Source organism: Rasiella rasia (genome assembly GCF_011044175.1).
Taxonomy (GTDB): domain Bacteria; phylum Bacteroidota; class Bacteroidia; order Flavobacteriales; family Flavobacteriaceae; genus Marinirhabdus; species Marinirhabdus rasia.
Map to the genome: position 1 here is coordinate 2,558,746 of NZ_CP049057.1, position 20,064 is coordinate 2,578,809.

General features: G+C 37.8%; 14 protein-coding genes. 7 read left to right on the top strand and 7 right to left on the bottom strand.

Translation table 11 applies throughout. From position 1 onward, the window contains the following. Position 1: 1 nt before the first annotated feature. The 5 genes from G5B37_RS11495 (at position 2) to tsaB (ending at position 5,909) form a co-directional block, all read left to right on the top strand. The gene (locus G5B37_RS11495) at positions 2 to 1,261 is read left to right on the top strand and encodes an ABC transporter permease (protein WP_164680171.1); all 1,260 of its coding nucleotides are present in this window, start codon (positions 2 to 4) and stop codon (positions 1,259 to 1,261) included. A gap of 27 nt (positions 1,262 to 1,288) precedes the next feature. After that, entirely contained in the window at positions 1,289 to 2,452 is a 1,164-nt protein-coding gene (locus tag G5B37_RS11500; RefSeq protein ID WP_164680172.1) for an efflux RND transporter periplasmic adaptor subunit, read from the top strand. A 63-nt stretch (positions 2,453 to 2,515) separates the two neighbouring features. After that, positions 2,516 to 3,961, top strand: a complete 1,446-nt coding sequence (locus G5B37_RS11505; protein ID WP_164680173.1) for a TolC family protein — start codon at positions 2,516 to 2,518, stop codon at positions 3,959 to 3,961. A gap of 2 nt (positions 3,962 to 3,963) precedes the next feature. Beyond that, the gene (locus G5B37_RS11510) at positions 3,964 to 5,253 is read left to right on the top strand and encodes an efflux RND transporter periplasmic adaptor subunit (protein WP_164680174.1); all 1,290 of its coding nucleotides are present in this window, start codon (positions 3,964 to 3,966) and stop codon (positions 5,251 to 5,253) included. Continuing rightward, positions 5,253 to 5,909: a tRNA (adenosine(37)-N6)-threonylcarbamoyltransferase complex dimerization subunit type 1 TsaB gene (tsaB, locus tag G5B37_RS11515; protein WP_164680175.1), complete on the top strand. Its 657-nt coding sequence runs from the start codon at positions 5,253 to 5,255 to the stop codon at positions 5,907 to 5,909. Before G5B37_RS11510 ends, tsaB begins: the two co-directional genes overlap by 1 nt. 5 nt (positions 5,910 to 5,914) lie before the next feature. Here the strand turns inward: tsaB and G5B37_RS11520 are convergent, their stop codons facing one another. Continuing rightward, positions 5,915 to 6,640, bottom strand: a complete 726-nt coding sequence (locus G5B37_RS11520; RefSeq protein ID WP_164680176.1) for a hypothetical protein — start codon at positions 6,638 to 6,640, stop codon at positions 5,915 to 5,917. Between the two features lie 352 nt (positions 6,641 to 6,992). Between G5B37_RS11520 and G5B37_RS11525 the strand changes: the two genes are divergently transcribed. After that, positions 6,993 to 8,642 (top strand): helix-turn-helix domain-containing protein, encoded by a 1,650-nt coding sequence (locus G5B37_RS11525; protein WP_164680177.1) that lies wholly within the window; start codon positions 6,993 to 6,995, stop codon positions 8,640 to 8,642. Positions 8,643 to 8,699: 57 nt separating this feature from the next. Here the strand turns inward: G5B37_RS11525 and G5B37_RS11530 are convergent, their stop codons facing one another. The 6 genes from G5B37_RS11530 to G5B37_RS11555 form a co-directional block, all read right to left on the bottom strand. Further along, on the bottom strand, positions 8,700 to 9,422 hold the full coding sequence (locus G5B37_RS11530; RefSeq protein ID WP_164680178.1) for a hypothetical protein: 723 nt from the start codon (positions 9,420 to 9,422) through the stop codon (positions 8,700 to 8,702). A 7-nt stretch (positions 9,423 to 9,429) separates the two neighbouring features. Further along, positions 9,430 to 10,122 (bottom strand): hypothetical protein, encoded by a 693-nt coding sequence (locus G5B37_RS11535; protein WP_164680179.1) that lies wholly within the window; start codon positions 10,120 to 10,122, stop codon positions 9,430 to 9,432. A gap of 226 nt (positions 10,123 to 10,348) precedes the next feature. Then, complete coding sequence (locus tag G5B37_RS11540) at positions 10,349 to 11,182, bottom strand: mechanosensitive ion channel family protein (protein WP_164680180.1); 834 nt, start codon at positions 11,180 to 11,182, stop codon at positions 10,349 to 10,351. A gap of 6 nt (positions 11,183 to 11,188) precedes the next feature. Then, entirely contained in the window at positions 11,189 to 13,309 is a 2,121-nt protein-coding gene (locus G5B37_RS11545) for a thioredoxin domain-containing protein (RefSeq protein WP_164680181.1), read from the bottom strand. Positions 13,310 to 13,379: 70 nt separating this feature from the next. Continuing rightward, the gene (locus tag G5B37_RS11550; RefSeq protein ID WP_164680182.1) at positions 13,380 to 13,580 is read right to left on the bottom strand and encodes a dodecin family protein; all 201 of its coding nucleotides are present in this window, start codon (positions 13,578 to 13,580) and stop codon (positions 13,380 to 13,382) included. 108 nt (positions 13,581 to 13,688) lie between these two features. Continuing rightward, a complete protein-coding gene (locus tag G5B37_RS11555) occupies positions 13,689 to 14,597 on the bottom strand; it encodes a NifU family protein (protein WP_164680183.1) in 909 nt (302 codons plus the stop codon). Between the two features lie 75 nt (positions 14,598 to 14,672). Between G5B37_RS11555 and G5B37_RS11560 the strand changes: the two genes are divergently transcribed. Next, positions 14,673 to 20,054 (top strand): T9SS type B sorting domain-containing protein, encoded by a 5,382-nt coding sequence (locus G5B37_RS11560; protein WP_164680184.1) that lies wholly within the window; start codon positions 14,673 to 14,675, stop codon positions 20,052 to 20,054. Positions 20,055 to 20,064 lie beyond the last annotated feature (10 nt).

Sequence of the window (20,064 nt, forward strand, 5' to 3'; positions counted from 1 at the left end):
TATGCTTAACAAAGATCGTTGGAACGAAATTTTAGAAGCGCTAAGTGCTAATCCATTTAGAACGCTCTTAACTGCGTTTGGTGTGTTTTGGGGTATTTTTATATTGGTTGTGCTGCTGGCATTAACAACAGGTTTAAGAAATGGAGTGAGTAAAGATTTTGGAGATTTTGCTACCAATTCTATATTCATGTGGGGGCAGGGTACTTCAAAACCTTATAAAGGGTTGCCAAAAGGAAGGTATGTTCGGTTTAAAGTAGAAGACGTTGCCGTTCTAAAAGAAAAAATGCCTGAATTAAAGTATGTTTCCCCAAGAGGCCAATTAGGAGGATACAATGGTGCTAACAATGTTACACGAAATGAAAAAACAGGAGCATTTACTGTAAGCGGAGATTACCCCGAATATATTAAACAGCAGCCAATGGATATTACTGGTGGGCGATTTATTAGCTATTCAGATATAAACGAAAGGAGAAAAGGAGTAGTAATAGGAAGCGGTGTAGTAACTAGCTTATTTGATGTTGGAGAAGATCCGATTGGGGAATACATAAAGATAAGTGGTGTTAATTTTATGGTTATTGGCACCTTTAATGCGCCAAGTAACAATGGAAATAATGAAGAGCTAGCCAACACTATTTATGTTCCTTTCACCACATTTAATCAAGTTTTTAATCGTGGAGATCAAGTAGGTTGGATGGCAATTACTGCCTACGATGAGTACAGTATTACATCCTTGAAACCAAGAATTCTTGAAATTATGCGAGAGCAGCGTACCATACATCCTGAAGATGAACGAGCCATTGGAAATTTTGACCGCGCCGAAGCTTTTGGAAGAATTACAGGACTGTTCGATATTTTGAAGTTTGTGGGCTTTTTTGTGGGGGGACTCATACTTGCCTCTGGCATGATTGGGGTCATTAACATTCTGCTTATTTCAGTAAAAGAAAGAACAAATGAGATTGGAGTGAGAAGAGCTTTAGGGGCAACACCGTGGCAAGTACGTGGACAAATTATACAGGAGTCTCTCATTATAACATTGGTAAGTGGTATGGCCGGTGTAGCTGGGGGCGCTGGGCTTATTTGGATTATGAATTATGCCTTAGAACAAAGTGGTCCTGTAGATAATTTTGCCAATCCATCGGTGAATGTTGCAGTAATTATTACTGCATTAGTCATTTTAATTATTTCAGGAATCTTAGCAGGACTTTTCCCAGCGGTAAGAGCAACAAGAATAAAACCAGTAGACGCATTGCGCACAGAATAACTAACAAGAATTAGATTAATTATTGATATGAAAAAAGGATTTATCATCACCGTACTAGTTGTCGTTTTCCTAGGCTTTATTATTGGCCTATGGTATGTTTTTAGCTTAGACAGCAAAGACCCTGTACTTTACGAAACCGAGCAGGCCTCAGTACAGACAATTGTAAAGAAAACTGTTGCCACAGGCAGTATTGTTCCTAAGGAGGAAGTGCTTATTAAACCAAACATTTCAGGGATTATAGATGAAATTTTTGTAGAAGCAGGTGACGTGATTGAAAGAGGAGACCTAATAGCAAAGGTAAAAGTAGTGCCTAATGTATCTTCTTTAACAAGTGCAAAAAACAGTATTAATAGTGCAAATACCCAAGTTGAAACAGCGAGATTGGCTTTAGAGAGTCAGAAAAATATCTACAATCGCCAAAAGGAATTGTTTGATAAAGGTGTGATTTCAGCGAATGAATTTGATAATGCACAACTGTCGTATGATCAGGCCCAACAGCGTTACAACCAAGAAAAGGTTGGCTTAACTGGTGCGCGACAAAATTTTGATATCATAAAAACTGGAACTACAAGCGGTCTAGGAGCCTCTGCAAATACAGAAATTAGAGCCACCGTTTCCGGAATGGTGCTTGACATACCCGTAAAGACAGGAAATCAGGTAATAGAATCTAATAATTTTAATGATGGAACCACGATTGCAACGCTTGCCGATGTCGACAAAATGATTTTTGAAGGAAAAGTTGACGAAAGTGAAGTTGGAAAGATTTCAGAAAATCTTCCCTTAGAAATTACAGTTGGCGCAATTGAGAATAAAAAATTTGACGCTATCTTAGATTATATAGCCCCAAAAGGAGTAAGTGAAAATGGAGCTATTCAGTTTGCAATAAAGGGCACATTAAAGAAACAAGATTCTACTACTTTTATTCGTGCGGGCCTAAGTGCTAATGCTTCAATTATTTTAGCAAAAGCCGAAGATGTGCTTGCTATAAAAGAAGCCTTAGTGCAGTATGATCCAGAAACTCAAAAGCCTTTTGTTGAGGTTTCTGTTGGGGAGCAAGAATTTGTTAGAAAAGAGGTAGAGCTTGGTGTGAGTGACGGACTAAATGTAGAAGTGAAAAGTGGCATTACCAAAGAAGATAATATTAAGGTCTGGAACCAATTAAAAGCTCCGCCGCAATTAGGTGGACGATAATTTTTACTCATCCTTGTAACACTTTCATCATTCAAAAGACGTATACTTCAACTATAAACCACCATGAAAAGAATTGGAATATCAATTTTACTAATCTGTCTTGCAATTTCAACGCAAGCTCAAGATAAACAATGGACACTTTCTGCATGTGTTCAGCACGCTTTAGACAATAATATTTCTATTAAACAAAGTGAGTTGGACCTAAAAGTTACAGAAGCCGATAAACTTTCAGCTACGGGAAACTTTTTGCCTAGCTTAAATGCAAGTGCCAGTCTTTCTGAAAATACGGGATTAAGTTTTAACCCTGTAACCAATAATGCACAGACCACTACTTTTTTATCTGCTACTGGAAATGTAAATGTGGGGTACACCTTGTTTGATGGTTTGCGAAATGTAAGGCAATTACAACGAGCTAAACTTTCGAAACTTTCTGCAGAGTACAGACTGGATAAGATGAAAGACGATATTGCCTTGTTTGTAGCCAACGCATATCTTACAGTTCTTAATAATAAGGCCAATTTAGCATCTGCCAAATCTCAAAATTTGGTTACCATAGAACAAATAGAAAGAACCAATGCTTTGGTAGACGCAGGAACGTTGCCTCGTGGTGATTTGTTAGAAATTGAAGCCACTAATGCGAGTGAGCTTCAGAATATAGCAATTTTAGAGAATGCTGTTACCATCTCTCTAATTAGCCTTGCGCAATTACTATTAATTGAAGATTACCAAAGTTTCGACATTGTAGATGAGGGATATGACATTGTTTTAAACGAAATTTCAGAAAAGCCAGTTTCAGAAATTATAACTGCTGCAAAAGAAAATAGAAGTGAAGTGAAAATTGCAGAGCAAAATGTAGCAATTGCCGAAAAAGATCTTCAAATTGCTCAAGGAGGTTTTCTACCAACGCTTTCAGCATTTTTTGGCTATAACACTCGATACACCAATGCAACTTCTTTTGCTCAGATTCCAGACCCAGACAACCCAACAAGTATACAGCCTATTGGAGTGGTTCAAGAAACGGGACAAACAGTAGTGGGAGAATTTCCTAACACCGTAGCTAGAGAAGTTGGTGCACTACCTTTTTCTGAACAGATTTATTTGAATGATGGTATTTCATACGGTCTTCAGCTTAATATTCCAATTTTTAACGGGTTTGCGGTGAAAAGCAACGTAATGCGTAGCAAGGTAAACGTAGAAAGAACAAAGTATCAATTAGAACAGGCGAAGCTAGATTTAGAAAGCAATGTGTACCAAGCGTACGTGGATGCAAAAGGGTCTTTAAAGGCTTACGAAGCTGCCGAGAAGGCACTAGAAAGTCAGGAGTTAGCGTATCAATATGCCAAAGATAGGTACGATGTAGGTTTAACCAATGCTTTCGATTTTAGTCAGAGCAAAGTGCGTTTCGACAATGCTACTATTTCTCTAAATCAAGCTAAATACGATTATATTTTTAAATTGAAAGTATTAGAATTGTACTTTGGTATAGAACCAACCGACTTAAAATTTTAGATATGAAAAAGAAATTACTTTGGATTTTAGGAATAGTCCTGATATTGGTCGTACTTCTTATTGCGGCCAAAAAGATGGGGATGTTTGGTAAAGGAGGAAATTTTAAAGAAGTTGAAATTTCAACTATAGCGCCAATCGATATTACTGAAACAGTTGCTGCTACGGGGAAAATTCAGCCCGAAATTGAAGTGAACATTTCATCTGAAGTATCTGGAGAGATTATTGAATTGCCTATAAAAGAAGGTCAACTTGTTGAGAAAGGTGATTTACTTGTTAAAATTAACCCAGATTTAATTCAAGCAGCTGTGAGTCAATCGCAAGCTGGATTACAAAATGTACGCGCCCTGTTAAACCAAGCCGAAGCTTCTTTAAAGAATAGTAAAGCAAACTACGAAAGAAACAAAGCGCTGTTTGATAAAGGTGTTATCTCAAAATCACAATGGGACCAATCTGTTGCCGAGTATGAAGGTGCTCAGGCAAGCGTACAATCTGCTTATTATAACGTACAGAGTGCCGCAGCTAACGTAAAGCAATCTAGAGATAACTTGTCTAGAACAAGTATTTACGCTCCTATGAGTGGTACCATTTCATTATTGGCAGCCGAGTTAGGAGAACGCGTAGTAGGTACTGCGCAAATGGCTGGTACAGAAATTTTGCGTGTGGCTAACCTTAGCAACATGGAAGTGGAGGTTGATGTAAATGAAAATGATATTGTAAAAGTAGCAGTAGGAGATAGTACCGTTGTTGAAGTAGACGCCTATTTAAAAAGAGAATTTAAAGGTATAGTTACTGAAATTGCAAACTCGGCGCAGAGCACGTTAACGGCAGACCAGGTGACTAACTTTAAAGTAAAAGTACGCATCTTACCAGATTCTTATAAAGATCTTACTGAAGGAAAGCCAGAAAGTTATTCTCCATTTAGACCAGGAATGACTGCTACCGTTGATATTATTACCAATAAAAGAAATAATATTATAGGAGTGCCAATTAGTGCTATTGTAATTAAAACAGATACCTCCTCTGGGAAAAAGAAAGCTCGAGCAAAAGGAACGACAACTTCGGTTGAAGAAAAATTTGAGTGTGTGTTTGTAAAAAACGGTGAAGAGGCAAAATTGCGTGTAGTTACTACGGGTATTCAAGATGACACCAATATAGAAGTGTTAAGTGGTCTTGAAGAAGGAGATGTAATTATTACTGGTCCATACAAAACAGTAACAAAAACGTTAGATGCAGGCGATAAGGTTACTGTACTAAAAGAAGACTCTAAGAAAGAAGAAGATAGCGACGAGTAATGGCATCTGTATTATGTATTGAAACAGCAACTACAAATTGCTCGGTAGCGCTTTCGGTAAACGGTAGCGTTATTGCTCTTCGGGAAGATACTAGCAAAAAATACAGTCATGCCGAACAATTACACGTCTTTATATCTAACGTATTAAAAGAAGCTAATTTTTCGAAACAAGATTTAGACGCTATTGCTGTTAGTAAAGGGCCAGGAAGTTACACGGGCTTACGTATTGGCGTTTCTGCGGCTAAGGGCTTGTGCTATGCCTTAGACATACCATTAGTATCGCTGGCTACCTTAAGAGTACTCGCGGCTCAAGGAAAAGAGAGTAAGCACATTGTGCCTTTGTTAGATGCGCGACGTATGGAGGTGTATTCAGCAGTTTTTGATGTGTCTAAACAACAACTTAGGGAGACTAGAGCTGAAGTCGTTACAGACATATCTTATGCCTCGTATTTGGAGCAAGGTTCTACCTTATTTATAGGCAGTGGAGCTTTAAAATTTAAGGAGATTTGTACCCATAAAAATGCACTCTTTAACATAGACGCATTACCGTCTGCAAAAGAAATGGCTTTGTTAGCCGAAGAGAAGTTTAATAAAGGTGAGTTTGAAGACGTTGCCTATTTTGAACCCTATTACTTAAAGGATTTTAAAAAGGAATAGCTTTTTTATAGCTCGATATTTTTTAAGCTATTAAAGAAAATGATGGTAGCCACCAAGTCTTTTTCTTCGTTTAAGTCTAGTTTGTTCTCTGCAACAAACTTTGAAATTACTTCTTTGTTCTTACCGAAAACTTTTAATTTTTTATTTTTTGAAGATGGGAGCTCGTAAAATTTCCCAGTTTTTGTGACAAGGTAATATATAGGCTTGTCAACAAAACGAGCTTTAAAGGCTCTTGTAATTGAAGTTTTAGCGGGTTTTGCAGGTATAAATTTCTTATTCAGTTTTTTAAAGACATCAATTTTCTCTCCCTCGTGGAGTACTTGGAAATAACCTCCCCCTTGGATACCACCTTGATACGGAGCAAATACAAAAATGGCGTCTTCAATTTTTACAAAAATATCGGGTGATTTGGTGAGTGGACGTGCTTCGCTAATTGGGGTGTCGAGCGTTTTTTTTATTTCCATTTCATCGGCAATCGCATTGTACCGAAGCGCTACTCCTTTTGCCAGTAGGGTATTGCCTTTATATACATTTCCTTTTAAGTAATTTGGATGGTTGTATGGTGTGCCATGGTACTTTTCGGTGTCCATGTAGTCAATAAACTTGTCTTGACGCTTTATAAATTCATCTAATTGAAAAAGACTACTTACAAACCGATCATTGTTTGACTGCCCTTGTACTATATCACTACTTAGGCTAAGTAGTAGGAAAATTATAACTATAGTTCTCATCGCTGAATAAAGTATTTAATAAGTGCATTCCAGCTAGTTAAGGTAAATATAGGTGTCTGTATGGATAAGAACAAACCTGTGGTTGTATAAATGCTAATTAGATGTCGGGTTTTATAAATACAGACCGCTAGTTAACCATCTATAACATTGAAAAACAAGCGATTGTAAATAAATTATTAGAATCTAAGCCCTGTCATTATAAATCACACCCATAAAATCCTACCTTTATTCTTCGAATTCGGGAACTGTTTTTGAGCGTTTATGATAGCGTAAAAATAGTTTCTAAGTTGCATTATTTTTGGCTAAACATCCAACCTATATGTATTGCAGGATTGTATCCTTTTTACTTTTTATGAGTGTGTGCATCGCGCAGGCACAAACTATGCCTGAAGACGATTTAAAAAGTAAAGGATATGATGACCTTATTGCGCTGTTTGAAGATAATATCACCGACACACTAATAGCTACTAGAATTGCACGGGTATATATTGAAAAGGCGAGAGCAGACATGGATAGTACGAAAATGGCTCGTGGTTATCAAAGACTAGCCTTTGTTTCTTCTAAGGCAGATGCTATTAAAAATTTAGACACTACGATACAGCTTTCTAAAAACAGTAAGCATCCTAACTTCCCTGCCATAGGGTACTTGTTTAAATCGTATTATTTATACAATGTAGACAAATACGAAGAAAGTCTACAAAATGCCATAACGGGCTATCAATATGCGAAGCAGAAAAGTAATATTGATCAGCAGATTACAGCACTTCATCAAATTAATGGGGTAAATGAGCTCTGGGGCGATTATGAGAAGGCGCTAGAAACTGAATTGCTTACAAAAGAGTTACTATTTCAGAATAAAAATTCAGAACTCTTTACAGATAATTACATCGCTTCGCTGGAGGGCATCGGAAATTGTTACGTTAGATTGCGTAAACCAGATTCTGCACTAGCATATTATAAGAAGGGCATTCTGGAATCCTTAAAAAATGAAGATTCTATTACGTATCATGCCTTTGTTTCTAAAAGCGGTACAGCACTATATGTGAAAGGCGATTATAATGCAGCAATAGATAGCTTACAAAAAGCACATGCCTACAAAGAGTACTTTATAAATAGTTACGATACTTATTATAATTTTTATATGGGTAGTATTTTCTTTCAACAAGGAAATAACGAAAAGGGCGCGTTGTATTTCAAAAAAGTAGATTCTATTTATGAGCGTAAGCAGGTATTATATCCTGAGTTGCCAGTGGTCTATGATAAATTAGCAAGTTTTTATAGAGAAAGTGAAAATCAAGAAATGCAGTTAGCCTATATGCAGAAATTGGTGTTGGTGGTTAAATTAATAGATGTAAAGCGCGTATATATAAAAGATAAAATTACAGAGGAATATGAAATCCCGAAGCTTTTGGAAGAGAAAGACACCTTAATCTCAGGGTTAAAAGAAAAGCATGATGCTTCTCAAAAGAAGGTATGGTGGATTGGCGGTTTTTTAATATTGAGTTTATTATTATTGGGATATTATGTAAGGCGTCAGAAAACATTTAAGAAGCGATTTGAGTTACTCATAGCGCAACGGGAAGCGCCTGTAGAAGTAACAAAACCTGAACCAGAAACAGCTGGGGCATCTTTAGATATTTCCGAAGATATAGTTGCTGAAATTTTAGAACATTTGGCAGCTTTTGAGGCTGAAAAGAAATTTCTATCACCCAAAATAAAACTAACTCAATTAGCAAAAGAATGCAATACAAACTCAACTTACCTATCTAAGGTGATTAATTTTAAAATGGGTAAAAACTTTTCGAGTTATATTAACGAATTACGTGTTGCCTATGCGTTCGATGAGTTACGAGACAATCCTACCTTTAGGAAGTACACGATAAAAGCAGTTGCGTCTGAATGTGGCTTTAAAAGTGCAGAATCATTCTCTAAAGCGTTCTACAAGATGTATGGAATTTACCCGTCTTTTTACAGTAAGCAATTAGAACAGAAAAGGATATAAAAAAAACAGAGCCAAATTGGCCCTGCTTTTCTTCTTTCTCATAGGTGCTATAATTATTTATAGCTGCGTGTCATAGTACTTTACGGTTTTCAATAAATCTTTCTCTTGATTGATGTCTAATTTATTGTCTTGTACGTACTTTTTAATATCATTCTTGTTCTTTCCAAATACCTTTAATTTCTTGTTTCTAGAATTTGGAAGTTCATAAAATTTTCCATCTTTACTGGCTAGGTAGTAGGTGATATCATCAGAAAATTTCGCAGGTAAATCTCTCGTAATAGAGGTGGTTGCTTTTTGAGCTGGTCTAAAATCTTTTTGCAACTTTTTATACAAATCAATTTTATTGCCTTCATGTAGCACCTGGAAATAACCGCCACCTTCTACACCACCTTTGTAAGGAGCAAAAATGTAGATGTCGGTTCCAATTTTCACAAAAATCTCTGGAGACTTTGTAAGAACCTTCGCATCGTCGTCTGCAGATGTAAGACCTTCTTTAATTTCTATTTCGTCGGCCACTGCGTTATAGCGCAATGCAACATTGCTGGCTAACAGTTCATTATTGTTGTAAACATTTCCTAAAAGATAACTCGGATGATTGTAAGGAGTACCTGTATAAGATTTGGTGTCTTCGTAATTAATAAACTTGTCTTGTCTTTTAATGTGCTCATCTACTTGAAAAAGAGCGGCAGTAAATTCAGACCCAAACGTTGTTTGAGCCATCATATTTCCGCTAAAAAATAGGAGTAGAGAAATTTTTAAAATAGAAAAAGTCTTTTTCATAATTAGGTTATTTAAGTGTATTATAGTATGCCACCAGTTTTTTCAAACTGTAATCTTTATTGATGTTTAGATTTTCTTCTTTACTATATTTCTTTAATTCTTTGCTGTGTGTTGGAAATGCTTTTAGCTTTCTGCTTCTAGATCCAGACAATTCAATAAGTTCATTTGTTTTAGCATTTACTAAATACATGTCCTCTCTGTCTTTATAGGTAGGTGGTATATCTCTTGCCACAGAATTAATAGCCTTCTTTCCTTCAATAAATTCTTTCTTTAGCTTTTTATACAAATGATAATTCTCACCCTCATGAATCACATTAAAATAACCTCCTGGAGCATCTGCACCTGTAGGAGCAACGTACACATATACATCGTTTAAGACTCTTACATATACATCTGGATTCATTTTTAGAACACGAGCTTGCGAATTACTCGTAGCTAAATCTCCTTTTACTTCTACTTCATCTCTAGAGACATTGTAGCGCAATGCCACATTATTAGCAATCAATTTACCTTGTTTGTATACATTACCCAACTGAAAGTCTTTTTGTGCATAGGGATTACCAGCTACATTTAGTACCTTTTTAGGTAACGTAATAGTTTTGTTAGTAAGGTAATCGTCAGTTTCAGGACTGTCAATACCGTTTTGGGCAAATGTTAACGATAGGAATAAAAAGCTAATGGCTGTGAAAAAAATTTTCATGGTACGATTTTGTAAAAGGTTATTTAATTAGTAGCCCTGAAAGATATTTCAAAAGTATTTCCAAGAATTTAACTACACAACAGATTAGACAATAAAAGTGCCAAACATCAGTCTGTATTTATAAATTTAGACTCAGATACCTAAAAAATGGGGAAATTTTCATTCAGGAAAGCAAATCTAATTCTGTAGAAAGGAATATTTTGTTAATCTCAGGTTAAAAAAAATGTTAATTTTTCTGATAGAGATGCACATCTCGTTGTGGAAAAGGAATCACAACTCCATTAGCTTCTAGTCTAGCCTTACCTTCTTCCAAAATATGCCAACGTAGATTCCAAAAATCATCAATGCTTGCCCAATAGCGTACAGAAAGGTTAACAGCGCTGTCACCTAAAGAAGCTACTACAACCATAGGTTCCTTGCCTTCTAGTTGTAGTACAGTTTCTTGTTCGTTTACCAGACTCAGTAATATCTCTTTTGCTTCCTTTATGTTAGAATCATAACCAATTCCAAAGGTGATGTTTTCACGACGCAATCCTTCTTCGGTGTAATTTACAATGGTATCGTTAGAGAGTTTTCCATTTGGGATGATTGCTAGTTGGTTTCCAAATGTATTTAACCTTGTATTAAAAATCGAAATATCCTTTACGGTACCTTCCAAACCTTGTGCGGCAATAAAGTCACCAACTTTAAAGGGTTTTAGAAGAAGGATAAGTACTCCACCAGCAAAATTTGAGAGTGATCCTTGTAATGCAAGACCTATAGCCAAGCCTGCGGCACCAATTATGGCAACCAATGATGCAGATTCTACACCTAGTTTGGTTACTACCAGTACAAAGAGCACTATTTTAAGTCCCCAATTAATAAGGCTAGCAATAAACTTTTCTAGTGTAACATCGTAATTTTGTTTCGCAAAAAATTTCCGTACTACCCTATTAATGACACGAATTACCCAAAGCCCAATTACTAACAACAGTATAGCAATAGCAATATTAGGTAGGTAATCGATTAATTTCTGACCGTATTTTTCAAGGATTTTTTCTGTATCGTTAAAAATGTTCATAGGGTATTATTCTGAAATTTTAATAGTTCGCATGGCGTCATCAATGTTGCTAACTGGAAGTCGGCAAGCATTGTTTACACATACATAAATTAAGGTTTTGTTTTCTTGATGCCTACCTTTCAATAGGTAGCTTTGGCTCTCTTTTGTAGCGCCAGCCACAATAGCATTGGGAATGTATTTAGCATTAATGCCCTGTAACTTTTCGGTTGCCTGTTCCCCAGAAACAACGATTTCATAAAACTTAAACTGGTGATTAGCCAATAAATCTAACCAGTTTGAAAAACCACTCGGGTATTTTGTTGCTTCAGGCAATACATTTTTTAGCATCTGACTGCTAATCTCGCCGTAGGTGGGTGCTTCAAAATAGTGCGACAACTTATACAGGTTCTTTGCCATGATAGAATTTGACGCAGGTATAACATTGTCTCTGTATTCTACCGTGCGAGTCACTAATTCTGCATCTTCATCTGACGTAAAGTAAAACATCTTACTTTCAGAATTTAAAAAATGAGCTATGGTATAGTTGGCCATCATTTGACCGTGCTCTAACCATTTTTCATCCATTGTAACCTCGTACAAAGCAATATAAGCTTCAATAAGTGCGGCGTAGTCTTCTAAATATCCATTAATTGATGACTGACCGTCTTTATAGGTGTGGTATAGTTTTCCTTCTGCATTAAGTTGTTGTGTTGCCAGAAACTCTGCATTTTTAAGGGCAGCCGTTAGAAAGCTGTCATCTTGAAACGCCTTGTAGGCATCTACATATCCTTTAATCATAAGGGCATTCCAAGAGGTTAATGTTTTATCATCTAGTCTTGGCTTGTTGCGTTGATCGCGATAGTGTTGCAACGAAGTTCTCCAGTTTTTTTTATGTTGAAGCAGCTCTTCTTCGGAAATATTAAATTGTTTCGAAATAGCTTCGTCAGTTTCCGTTCTAATAAGTACATATCTGTTTTCTTCCTCCCAATAACCAAAATCATTAACATTATAATATGCTTTAAACAAGGGATAAGTATCACCTAGTTCTTTTTCAAGTTCTTCTGCAGTAAAGGTGTAGTAGGCTCCTTCTTCTAACGCACCACTTTCATTCGTGCTGTCTGCGTCTAGGGATGAATAAAATGCTCCCTCTGCGTTAGTCATTTCTTGAGCAATATAGGTTAACGTTTCAGTAACCACATCTTTGTAAAGCTGCTTCCCAGTAACTAAATAGGCATCACTATAAAGACTTACAAGCTGAGCATTATCGTATAACATCTTTTCAAAATGTGGTACATGCCATTTCATATCAACACTATAGCGTGCAAAGCCACCGCCAATAGCATCATAAAGACCACCATAAGCCATTTTATCTAAGGTGAGCGTTACGTGTTTTAATAAATCTGTGTCATTAGTTTGTACTGCGCGACGCATTAAGTACGCAGTATTGTTAGGCATCATAAACTTAGGTGCTCGCTTAGGCCCTCCGTATTCAGGGTCAAAACTTTCTTTCCAAGTTTCAAGTACGCTGCTAGTTTCGAAATTTTTTATAACATCATTATCATCATTTATCTGAATCAAATCCATAGAAATTATCCCTTCCTGCAACTTGGTGGCATATTCTTCTAACTTATTGGGTTCTCTTTTGTATAATTCTTGTATTTGTTCAATGCTTTGTATCCATGCTTCTTTCTGGAAGTAAGTACCTCCCCAAACGGGTCTTCCGTCTGGTAAAGCAATTACGTTTAAGGGCCAGCCAGCACTTCCGGTCATGAGTTGAACTGCATTTATATACACTTGGTCTACATCGGGTCGCTCCTCTCTATCTACCTTTATATTGATAAAATTTTTGTTCATTACTGCGGCAACTGTAGAGTCTTCAAAACTTTCTTTTTCCATGACGTGGCACCAATGACAAGCGGCATAGCCAATGCTAATTAGCATGAGTTTTTTTTCTTCCTTGGCCTGCGCAAGAACCTCCTCGTTCCAAGGGTTCCAGTTTACTGGATTGTGTGCGTGTTGTAGTAAATAAGGGCTGGTTTCAGAGACCAGTGCATTGGTGTAGGGGTGAGTTTCCACAGGAGTCGATTTTTCTTGTTTGCATGAGGCTAGTGCAAGACAAGCCGTTACAATGGATAGTAGTATTCGCATTTGCTGGATTTAAAAAACAAAAATACGCTTTTGATGGTTTCAAAAGCGTATTTCAGAAAGTGTAATCTTGCTATTTTACTTCAAATGAAATTTTAACGTTTACACGATATTCTGTCACCTGATCACCGCTAACATTTACACTTTGTTCGTTTACATAAGCAGATCGTATGTTTTTTACACTTTTCCCTGCTTGTTTTACAGCATTTTTCACCGCGTCTTCAAAACTTTCGGTACTGTTTGCCATAACCTCAATAACTTTTATAATAGCCATAGTTGTTGTTTTTAATTAGACTTTTAAGATACAACATAGCTAATTTAATTTTCTGAAAATTACGTTAATACTTCTAGAAAATTAATCGGTTATCGAAATGGTTTTAGTTTATCCATTAATGGCTTCAACTGCATTAACACGTCCTTGCAACATCTCTTTAAGCATAGTTTCAATACCGTTTTTGAGCGTAACTGTAGATGAGGGACAGCCGCTGCAAGCTCCTTGTAGTATGACCTTGACAGTTTTTGTTTCCTCATTAAAAGAATCAAAAGCAATGTTTCCGCCATCGCTAGCTACTGCTGGTTTTACATACTCATCGAGAATGGCAATAATTTCTTGGTCAAATTCGCTTCGTTCTTTTTCTTCGGAAATAGAAGTGTTTTCTTTTTGTTCCTCCTGCTTCTCTAACATAGCGTCATTTAGAATAACCTTGTCTTCTGCTATGTAATTAGTTATGAATTCTCTTAGTTGCATGGTAACCTCCTCCCATTCTACTACATTATATTTCGTAATTGAAATATAATTAGCGCTCATAAAAATTTCATTTACAAAAGGAAAGTTGAAAAGTGCCGCTGCTAAGGGTGCCTCTTTTGTGTCTTCTATATTCTTAAATTCAAAGATGCCCGATACTAAGGGTTTGTTGGCCACAAATTTTACCACAGCTGGATTTGGAGTGCTTTCGGCATAAACCGTAACAGGAACCTTAGACTTCGTTACTTCAGTTTCTACTATAATGTCTTTACCGCTGTTTAAAAAAGTGGTGATTGCCGCTGCAACTTCGTCTTGAACATCAGACCAAGTAACAATATTATATTTTTCGATGGCAACAAAATTCTGAGCAATGTAGACGGTTTTTACAAAAGGTAAAAAGAAGAGCTCTTGCGCTAACGGACTTGGTTTTGCCTCATCTATATTGCCAAATTCGTAACTTTTAGCTCTGGTTAAGAAGCTATTAGCAACAAATTTGACAATATTTTCGTTATTTGTTGGTTGTATACTAATGTTAAATTGAGACATAAACCTGTTTTTTTTTGCAAAATTAGGAAACTAAACGGTTGTATTCAATATATTTGGCATGTTAACAGTTTATTTATGAAAAAACTTTTACTCCTCCTCCCTCTACTGTTGTGCTATGTTGTTGGTGTTTCACAGATTACTGTAGACGAAACTTTAACAACACAACAATTAGTAGAAGATGTACTGATACAGAACTCTTGCGCAACTGTCTCTAATTTTTTACAAAGCACAGGAACAAATTTTGGCGAAGGAAATGGAATTGGCGCCTTTGACAGGAACGGTTCAGTTTTTCCTTTTGACGACGGAATTATTCTTAGTTCTGGGTTTGTGGCAAATGCCCCAGGTCCGAATGCCACCTTACATAGCGATGGTAGTTTTGGTTGGCCAGGCGATGCAGATTTAGAAGCCAATACTTCGGCAACAAATACAAATAATGCAAGTTGGATTCAATTCGATTTTGTTCCTTTTATAGATCAAATTAGTTTTGACTTTATAATGGCATCAGAAGAGTACAACGAGAATTTTGAGTGCTCATTTTCAGATGCTTTCGCATTTATCTTAACAGATCAAGTTACAGGATTTGTTCAAAATTTAGCTGTATTACCCGGAACTACAACGCCAATAGAAGTTACCAACATTCGATATGAAGTGCTTGGTCAATGTGCAGCGATAAATGAAGAATATTTCGGCCAATATAATTTTCAACCCATTGCAAATGTACTAGCACCTTCTATTCCAGAAGCAGATGCACCTATCGACTTTAATGGTCAAACGGTTTCGCTTACCGCTATGGGAAATGTAGTGTCTGGAAATCCGTATACTATTAAATTGGTGGTAGCAGACGAAACAGATGCGGCCTTCGATATTGCTGTGTTCTTAGAAGCAGGATCGTTTAGTTTAGGTGTCGACTTGGGAGACGATTTAACCATTGCCGCTGGAAATGCTCCTTGCGAAGGACAACCACTAAATATTGGTTTTACACCAGTTCCTGGAGATATGTACAATTGGTACCGCTTAAATCCTCTCACAGGTCTTTTTGTGGAAATTCCAGGTACCATGAACATGAGTATGATTACCATAACAAATACGGGTACGTACAAGGTTGTGGTAACTAAACCATCGGGCTGTAGTGCAGAAGATGAAGTGTATATAGAATTTGCTCCTCAACCGATTGCCGTAGAGCCTGACCAAATTAATGAGTGCGACGAGTTACCGAATGATGGTTTTGCCACATTCGACCTTACACAAAGTGATGCGCAGATTATGAATGGTCAAGCGACTACTTCCGTGATTTGGTATGAAACGCTAATTGATGCGCAAGATGATACTAATGCCATTCTAGACCCCACCATGTATGTTAATACAGTACAAGGGTTTCAAACGGTATATGCAAGGTTGCAAGAAGGAGGTTTTAATTGTTTCGATATAGTTCCTCAAGATATTCAAGTCAACGACAGTCCACCTCTTACAGATCCGGTCACTGATTATATTATTTGCGACAATGACGAGGATGGTTTAGAGGAATTTGATTTAACGAGCAAGGATGGTGAGATAGCGAACATTTTGGTTAATTTAACAATTACGTATCACACGAGTCAGGCAGATGCTGAGGCTGGTGTTGGAGCTATTGCTACACCTGGAGCTTATATAAGTGGTGGTGAGATAATTTGGGCGCGTGGAGAGAATATAGCTGGCTGTTATACGGTTGTTAGTTTTTCATTGATATTAGACACGATTCCGTTGTTTGTTGAGGTTCCTGAGTTTAGGCAGTGTGACAATGATGGAGATGGTGTTGAGAGTTTCGATTTAAATACTCAGAATGCTACGATTGTCGATGGTGATTTAGATTTAAGTGTTACGTATCATCCTACCGAGTTAGATGCAGACGATGCTACTAATGAGTTAATGAGTCCTTATGTGAGTGGAGGCGAGGTTATCTGGGTACGTGTAGAGAGTAATAGTCGTGGTTGTTATGGTGTATTTGACATGGAGCTTATCGTTGTGGAGCGTCCTGATATTTTTGAGCCAGATCCTCTTACAATTTGTGATGACAACAACGATGGTTTTGGGGAGTTTACTTTGACAGATGCAGATGATCAGGTTGTCAATGGTAATCCGGCGGGTAATTTGGTAGTTAGTTATCATGAGACGTTGGTCAATGCTCAGAACAATGTAGATCCTTTAGCGAGTCCTTATTTAAATATAGTTCCTTTTAACCAGACGGTGTATGTTCGTTTGAGCGATACTGCTGCGGGATGTTATAATGTTACAACGTTAGATCTTATAGTTTTAGAGACCCCTGAGATATCAGATCCTTCACCATTAGAGGAGTGTGATACCGATGGAGATGGTGTTTTTGTATTTAACCTTACTGATGCTGAGCCAGAGATTTTGGCGGGTCTAACGGGAGGTCCTTATGTGGTGAACTATTATGAAGACCCAGCCCTTACCATTGCGATAGCTAATACTACGGCATATCCAAATATTAGTAATCCTCAGACTTTGTTTGTGACAGTAAGTGATACTGGTAATAGCTGTTTGGCAGAGACAACTTTAGAACTTATTGTAAACCTTCCACCATCGCTCAATGAGCCTATGGCCTATACGTTATGTGATGAGAATGATCCTCCTGGAGAGGAGATGGAGGTTTTTGATCTTACCAGTCGTACAGCAGAGATCACAGGCGGTAATATAGGTATTGTGGTTAGTTTCTATGAGAGTTTGGCCGATGCACAGGCAGGCACAAATGCCATTGCGACACCAGAGGCATATACCAATTTAACCAATCCACAAAACATTTATATTCGAGGAGAGAACGCTACCACGGGTTGTGAACAAACAGGTGGTGTAAACGGGTTGGTTCTTGAGTTACGTGTAGATAACATTCCTGATGTAGAAGATCCAACACCTTTGGTTGTTTGTGATATGGATAATGATGGTTTTGCTCAGTTTGATCTTACCAGTAAAGATGCAGAGATTGCAGGAGGTGATCCTAGTGTAACTGTTACCTACCATGAAACACTTTTAGATGCTCAGGATGGGGTGTTTGCCCTTACGAGTCCGTATCAAAACATTGTAGCCGACATGCAGACGGTATACGCGCGTGCTGTTTTCTCTATGGCTCCTAATACCAATGGTTGTTTTGATATTGTTGAGTTAGACCTTATTGTACTTCCTTCTCCAACCTTGCCTTTGGAGATATCGCCAATTATTGCTTGTGAATCAGGCGGTACTGCGGTGTTCGATTTAACAGAGCGAGAAGTAGAGATTTTAAATGGTCAAGATCCGTTGAGTTTTACGGTTAGTTATTATGAATTACTAGTAGATGCACAGGCGGGTACTAATGCTATTGCTATACCTACGGCATATGCTAATACTAGCAACCCACAGACTATTTATGTTCGTGTTTCAGATAACACGAATCTATGTGCTGTCACGGGTAGTTTTGAGATAGAGGTTCGTGAGCCACCTATGGCCACACAGCCTATTCCGTTTACTAAGTGTGATGATCTAGGTGAGCCTAATGATGGTATTGCTAGTTTCGATTTAACGACCAAAGATGTTGAGATTGCTGGTGCTGGTATTGGTATTAATGTAAGTTACTACCTTACACCTGAAGATGCTCAGGATGCGACCAATGCTATTGATCCAGCTACGGCGTATGTAAACCAAGATCCAGTTACAGGAGCTGCTATTAACCCGCAGACGATTTATGTACGTGTAGACGATGTTACTACAGAATGTGAAGGCTTTACAAGCATGACCCTTCGTGTGGTGTCTAATCCAGAACCTGTTTCGCCAGATGCTATTGAGGTTTGTGATATTAATGATCCAAACGATGGGGTAGAGGTATTCGATTTAACCATACGTGAGGCTCAGATTCTCAACGGTGAGAATTGGACTTTAGAGTACTATGAGACGTTTACCGATGCTGTAGATCAGACCAATGTTATTGGTACCCCTGGGGCATATCCTAATATAAGTAATCCTCAGATTGTTTATGTACGTGTTACCAATGGTACCATTCCTGAGATGTGCTTTGAGATTGTAGAATTAGAACTTATTGTAAATCCATTACCAGATGCTAGCGCAGTGGTAACGCCATTGGTTTTATGTCAGGCACCTAACACTGGATTTGGGTTGTTTAACCTTACCGATAAGGAAGGTGAGATACTCGGGGGTCAAGATCCAGCGCTTTTCACGGTTAGTTATTATGAGAGTGCTGCAGATGCGGCCATTATGTTTGATCCAATTACAACCCCTGGTTCGTATACAAACCTTAGCAATCCACAGACTATCTATGTAGGGATACAGAATATAGAGACAGAGTGTTATATTGCTATGCAAGAGTTTGAGTTACGTGTAGATGATGGAGCTACGGCAACAACACCTGCAGCGCCATACGCTATTTGTGATAATACAGACCCTAATGATGGTATAGCCGACTTTACCTTAGACGATCCAACAGACCCTACTTCACAGGCTCAGTTGTTGCGTGATGAGATACTCGGGGGTCAAGATCCGACGTTATTTTTACTTACCTATCATGAGACTCTTGCTAATGCAGAAGGGAACATAGATCCATTAGGAGCTACGTATACTAATATTGTAAATCCACAAGTGATTTATGCTCGTGTGAGTAATAGCGCCAACGATTGTTTTGCGATTACTGAAGTTATTCTGAAAGTGGAGCAATTACCAATTTTGGCATTAGATGAGGAGTATAGGTTGTGTGTAGATGCCGATGGGTTACCGATCGAGGCTGAATTTGGAGGTCCTTCACCACCGGTTTTAGATACAGGGTTATCACCAGAGGATTATATTTTCTTGTGGGAGTTAAATGGAGCGGTACTTATTGGAGAAGTAGGTCCTTCAATTATAGCGACACAAGAGGGTGTTTATGTAGTCACTGTTACCGAGCGTGTTACAGGCTGTATGCAGAGTTATACCACTACGGTGATATTGAGTTCACCTCCAACGACATTTGATGTAGATGTTACCACGGGTGCCTTTGCAGGAGAGCATGCGATAACTGCTACTGCTCAAGGTTTAGGGACGTATCAGTTCCAGTTAGATGATGGAGCCTTCCAAGATGAAGGGATGTTTAACAATGTGGCTCCTGGAAGTCATACGGTTACCATACAAGATATAAATGGTTGTGGGAGTGTGACGGTACCGGTAGGTGTTGTGGATTATCCTAGGTTTATGACTCCTAATTTAGACGGATACCATGACACGTGGAATATCATTGGTATTGCAGATGCAGACCCTACGGCAAAAATTTATATATTTGACCGCCACGGAAAACTGCTTAAGCAGATTAGTCCAACAGGAGAAGGATGGGATGGAACCTTTAACGGAAATCCATTACCATCGAATGACTACTGGTTCGTGGTAGAATATACAGAAGACGAAACCCAAAAAGAATTTAGAGGGCATTTTACCCTAAAACGATAGCTATTTAAAT

Coding starts and splice junctions, on each gene's coding strand:
- G5B37_RS11495 (WP_164680171.1), top strand. CDS start 2: ATGCTTAACAAAGATCGTTGGAACGAAATTTTAGAAGCGCTAAGTGCT.
- G5B37_RS11500 (WP_164680172.1), top strand. CDS start 1,289: ATGAAAAAAGGATTTATCATCACCGTACTAGTTGTCGTTTTCCTAGGC.
- G5B37_RS11505 (WP_164680173.1), top strand. CDS start 2,516: ATGAAAAGAATTGGAATATCAATTTTACTAATCTGTCTTGCAATTTCA.
- G5B37_RS11510 (WP_164680174.1), top strand. CDS start 3,964: ATGAAAAAGAAATTACTTTGGATTTTAGGAATAGTCCTGATATTGGTC.
- tsaB (WP_164680175.1), top strand. CDS start 5,253: ATGGCATCTGTATTATGTATTGAAACAGCAACTACAAATTGCTCGGTA.
- G5B37_RS11520 (WP_164680176.1), bottom strand. CDS start 6,640: ATGAGAACTATAGTTATAATTTTCCTACTACTTAGCCTAAGTAGTGAT.
- G5B37_RS11525 (WP_164680177.1), top strand. CDS start 6,993: ATGAGTGTGTGCATCGCGCAGGCACAAACTATGCCTGAAGACGATTTA.
- G5B37_RS11530 (WP_164680178.1), bottom strand. CDS start 9,422: ATGAAAAAGACTTTTTCTATTTTAAAAATTTCTCTACTCCTATTTTTT.
- G5B37_RS11535 (WP_164680179.1), bottom strand. CDS start 10,122: ATGAAAATTTTTTTCACAGCCATTAGCTTTTTATTCCTATCGTTAACA.
- G5B37_RS11540 (WP_164680180.1), bottom strand. CDS start 11,182: ATGAACATTTTTAACGATACAGAAAAAATCCTTGAAAAATACGGTCAG.
- G5B37_RS11545 (WP_164680181.1), bottom strand. CDS start 13,309: ATGCGAATACTACTATCCATTGTAACGGCTTGTCTTGCACTAGCCTCA.
- G5B37_RS11550 (WP_164680182.1), bottom strand. CDS start 13,580: ATGGCTATTATAAAAGTTATTGAGGTTATGGCAAACAGTACCGAAAGT.
- G5B37_RS11555 (WP_164680183.1), bottom strand. CDS start 14,597: ATGTCTCAATTTAACATTAGTATACAACCAACAAATAACGAAAATATT.
- G5B37_RS11560 (WP_164680184.1), top strand. CDS start 14,673: ATGAAAAAACTTTTACTCCTCCTCCCTCTACTGTTGTGCTATGTTGTT.